The 3,724-nt window shown below is 57.8% G+C and carries 6 protein-coding genes; all 6 read right to left on the minus strand.

Annotation, left to right across the window (positions count from 1 at the left end):
* A partial coding sequence (locus D1646_RS20575) for a cysteine-rich VLP domain-containing protein (RefSeq protein ID WP_160638254.1) occupies positions 1 to 326 on the minus strand: 326 nt, incomplete at its 3' end.
* Positions 323 to 1,813, minus strand: a complete 1,491-nt coding sequence (gene mobQ, locus D1646_RS20580) for a MobQ family relaxase (RefSeq protein ID WP_201754784.1) — start codon at positions 1,811 to 1,813, stop codon at positions 323 to 325. The genes D1646_RS20575 and mobQ, both read right to left, overlap by 4 nt.
* A 132-nt stretch (positions 1,814 to 1,945) precedes the next feature.
* Positions 1,946 to 2,206 carry a DUF3847 domain-containing protein gene (locus D1646_RS20585; protein ID WP_160638255.1) on the minus strand — a complete coding sequence of 87 codons (261 nt, stop codon included), beginning with the start codon at positions 2,204 to 2,206 and terminating at the stop codon, positions 1,946 to 1,948.
* A gap of 5 nt (positions 2,207 to 2,211) precedes the next feature.
* Entirely contained in the window at positions 2,212 to 2,673 is a 462-nt protein-coding gene (locus D1646_RS20590) for a sigma-70 family RNA polymerase sigma factor (RefSeq protein ID WP_160638256.1), read from the minus strand.
* A gap of 7 nt (positions 2,674 to 2,680) precedes the next feature.
* Entirely contained in the window at positions 2,681 to 3,133 is a 453-nt protein-coding gene (locus D1646_RS20595) for an RNA polymerase subunit sigma-24 (protein ID WP_160638257.1), read from the minus strand.
* A gap of 114 nt (positions 3,134 to 3,247) precedes the next feature.
* Positions 3,248 to 3,646, minus strand: coding sequence for a sigma-70 family RNA polymerase sigma factor (locus D1646_RS20600; RefSeq protein WP_160584459.1), 399 nt, complete (start codon positions 3,644 to 3,646; stop codon positions 3,248 to 3,250).
* Positions 3,647 to 3,724: the final 78 nt, after the last annotated feature.

A 3,724-nucleotide genomic window follows, 5' to 3' on the forward strand; every position in this document is an offset into this window, starting at 1 on the left:
TTTCTGGCCCAATCCCGCTTGCTCCGCTTGGCTCGTCTTGCGGCACAGTCGGGGCAGTAAAGGGTGTTGTGCCTGGGTGGGGTGAAAACTCGTTTACACTCCCGGCAACGCCGCCGCCCAGCAGAGGGCGTGGGAAACAGGGCTGCGTACAGTTCCCCGTCCAGCGGCAGCACAGCGGCCCGGAACCAGCGGCAGATCAGCGAGTAGGAAATGCTCTGCGGGCAGACACATTCCTCCCCATCGTCCAGCAGGAGGCAGTTGCCGTCCTGGTAGTTACAGCAGCTATGTACCAGCCGCCGGACGGCCCGATATTGCTGATAGGTCATCGCTCCTGTTCCTCCCTGTGCTGTGTCTGGCCCTCCCTGGCAAGCCGGTCAGCGGTCTTTTTCAGAGTTTCAATCGCCTTAATATCCTCCCGCATGGCCCGCATTTTCAGATAGTCAGCCTCTTTCTCGGCGGTCAGCCTTTGGGCCTCCATCCTCCATGCCTTGGGGGTGATGCTCTCGCCGGAGGCTTTCAGCGTGTCCAAGTAGCGGACGGCGGCATCGAACAGGGCAAGGTCGGCGCTGTGGCGCTGCGCGAATTGCTCCCGCTTGGCCGGGGCAACCTTGTCCAATTTCTGGCGGACAGACTTGTATTTTTGATACTGCGCCCACATTTCCAAATGCTCATTCAGCACCGATAACCGACGCTCGGCCTTGACAATTTTGCCGCGCAAATCATAATAGCCGCTGTTCATGGCGGAAACCTTTTCATAAAGCTGCTCCATAGAGGAAATTCCATTTTCCATCAAAAAATTGAAAAGTTTTGCGTCCGCTTTGAGCGACTTGACCTTGGCATATTGGGAAGCCGGGGCGGTGTCCTGCCTCGCTTGGAGAAGAAAATCCATGATGCTCTCCCGGCCCTGGGACTGGGTGGACTGCTCCTTGCTCCAGTTGTAGAGCCGGGTAATGCGGGCTTTGATTTCTTTCAGCAGCTTGTTATCGGCGGCGATTTCCCGGTTGATGTTCCCTTTCTCGGTGACAATGCCCCGGCGCTCCATCTGGCTGGCGGCAGGCCCCATGTGAACGGTTGGAATTTTGTCAACACCCTGCCTCTTATAACTGCGGTGGTCGATGCGTTCCGGCCTGCCTGCGGCCTCTAAAGCCCGGTTGGTATAAGCGGCCCACGTCGCCCGCCACTTCTCGGCGTTGCCCCGCTGGTTCCAGTCGGTGGTGTCCTCCCGATGGCTTTTCCAGCCGCCTTTGCCGTCTGGGATGCGCTGGCCCTGGCTGTCCAAATCATAAACCTTGCGGCACTTCGCGCCCCACTTGCCGTCCTCTCGAATGGGCCGGATGGTGAGCATGATGTGAGCGTGAGGGTTGCCGGTTCCCTTGTCGTGGATAGCGAAGTCGGCGCACATTCCAGCATCCACAAAATTGTCTTTGACGAAAGAACGGACAAGGGCAAGCTGCTCCGCCCTGGATAACTCAACCGGCAAGGCCACTTCAATCTCCCTGGCAAGTTGGGCATCGCTGGATTTCTCTATCTGCTCCACCGAGTTCCAGAGGGTGGAGCGGTCTTGAAACTCCGGCGGGGCGTGAGAGGGCAGCATGATTTCTGTGTGGACAACGCCGCCCTTGCGGGTGTAGTCATGGGTCATTCCGTCCCACTCGTTCACCAGCTTTTCGCCGCTCCGATATGCGGCAGCGGCCACAGCGGACTTGCCCTGGCTCCGCTGGATGATTTGGATTGGACAATGAAAAATTGCCGTAAAAAAGCACCTCCTTCCGATGGTGGATATTGGCCCCGCCGGAAAGTGACAGACGCGCAGTGGGTGTCACTTTCTGGCGGGGGTGCGGGGGTTTGGGGGTGTCAACCCCCATCGCGTCCGTAGGACGCAATAGCCCCCGGCAGGGCGCACGACACCGGCCACGGTGTATAAGTGCGCCATTCGGACTGGGGATTACTCCGCAACCTCGTTTTTCGACGCTTTTTCCGCCAAGTCCTGCGCCCTTGGCAGGCGGGAGAGGGTAATCAGAAACGCCTTGATATCTTCACCCTCCATGCCGACAACAGCGGGGAAAACAGCCTCCAAAATGGCCCCACGTCCGATAAGCCGGTGCGTCCTAGCCCGGTGTTCCTCACTCCGTTTTCGGTTCAGCAAAATCTTCTGGCGGTTCTGCAACTGGCCGATTTTCTTCTCAACCTCCTGGGGCTTGTCCATAGCTGTCAATCCTCCTTTTCCATCCAGCCATTTTTGGCGAAAATCTTCTGCAATTTTTTAAGTGCGCCGGTCACGCTGTCACAGGCACAGCTCCCGCTGATGCCCTCGTCCGCCGCAATCTCCCGAAACTTTTTCTCCAAGGCGAACCGGGCATGGAGCCGCCGCGCTTGGGTGGGGGATAGCTGTGAGATGGCCTCCGCCAGACGTTCCAGCAACAGTTCTTCAGCGGCCTCGTCAATCTCCCGAATAATCAAATCCTCCGGGGACTGCACAAGGAACATGGCGTGGTTTTCAATGCCGGGACTGCAATCCATAGAGTAAACATGATAGTAACTTTTCCGGCCCTCTTGCCGGTTCTCATAGAGCCGACATTCCTCCATGACGGCGGCAACCTCGTCCGGCACTTCAATGAAAGTGTCCTTGGTGTAGAGCGGGTAGTAGTGCTTTCGCAAATTGATAATCGCCATGCCGCCCTCACTTCCCCTGGGGGTGGTCTGCGTAGTAGCGGCGAAGATTGCACAGGCCACGGCGGATGGACAGACATACGTTGCTGTTGTGGACACGCTCACGGTCTGCGATCTGTTGCTGGGTCAGCCCGCCCAGGTAGTAGGCACAGAGGCGGCGGGCCTGGGTGGGGGTGGCGTAGGCCAGAGCCTCCCGCAAGGCAGCGGCCAGCCGGTCACGCTCGGCCTGTTCCTCCGCCAGCATGACAAGCTTCTCCGGGGACAGGCTGTGTTCCAGTGCATAGTTCTCCGTCCAGTCGAAAGCGTCCAGCGAGTAGAACGCCCGGTGATACCGCTTGCGGCGTTCATAGTTCCGCATTTCCCTGACGGACTGGCACAGCACGTCAAAGACTTCCTCACTGACCTCCACCAGCTTGTCCTGCTCATAATGGGGATAGTAGAGCCGCAGATTGATGATTTTCATATAGCCTCCTAAATGACAGGAGGGACAAGCAGCCGAAACTGCTTGTCCCTCCCGGTGATGGAGCATTTTGCCCCTCACCTTATAGCCCACTTAGGGGGTCTACCGACAAGGTGTTTACCGAAAGATTTTGAAGAACTTTTTGCGGACGGCCTCAATGCTCAACTGCACAGCCTGTTTCGAGCATCCGCACATTTCCCCAATCTCGGCACAGTTAAAATCGTACAGCGCATAGAGCAAGAACCGCTCCCGCTGGGTGTCGGTACAGAGCGCCAGCACCGCCAGAATTTCATCCAGTGTTTCCCGCTGGCAGACCAATTCTTCCGGGGTGGCGCAGTAGGGCAAACGGCCCTCGGTACTGATTATGTACTCGTCACACTCGCGCCCGTCCCAATACCGCTGACGCTCCCGGTAAAGTTTCCGATTGTTCCGCTTGGCCTGTTCCAGATAGTCGGCAACATCGGCGCTGACCTCGACAGACGCAAACCGCCCGTTGATTTTGATGGTAATTTCCATCGTCCTTTCCTCCGTTCAGATTTTTGGGGTCTGAACGGGGAAGGGCGGGGAACGGCAGCGAGGCCGGTGTCGCTGGCC

Origin of the sequence: Pseudoflavonifractor sp. 60 (assembly GCF_009911645.1) — a bacterium.
Taxonomy (GTDB): Bacteria; Bacillota; Clostridia; order Oscillospirales; family Oscillospiraceae; genus Lawsonibacter.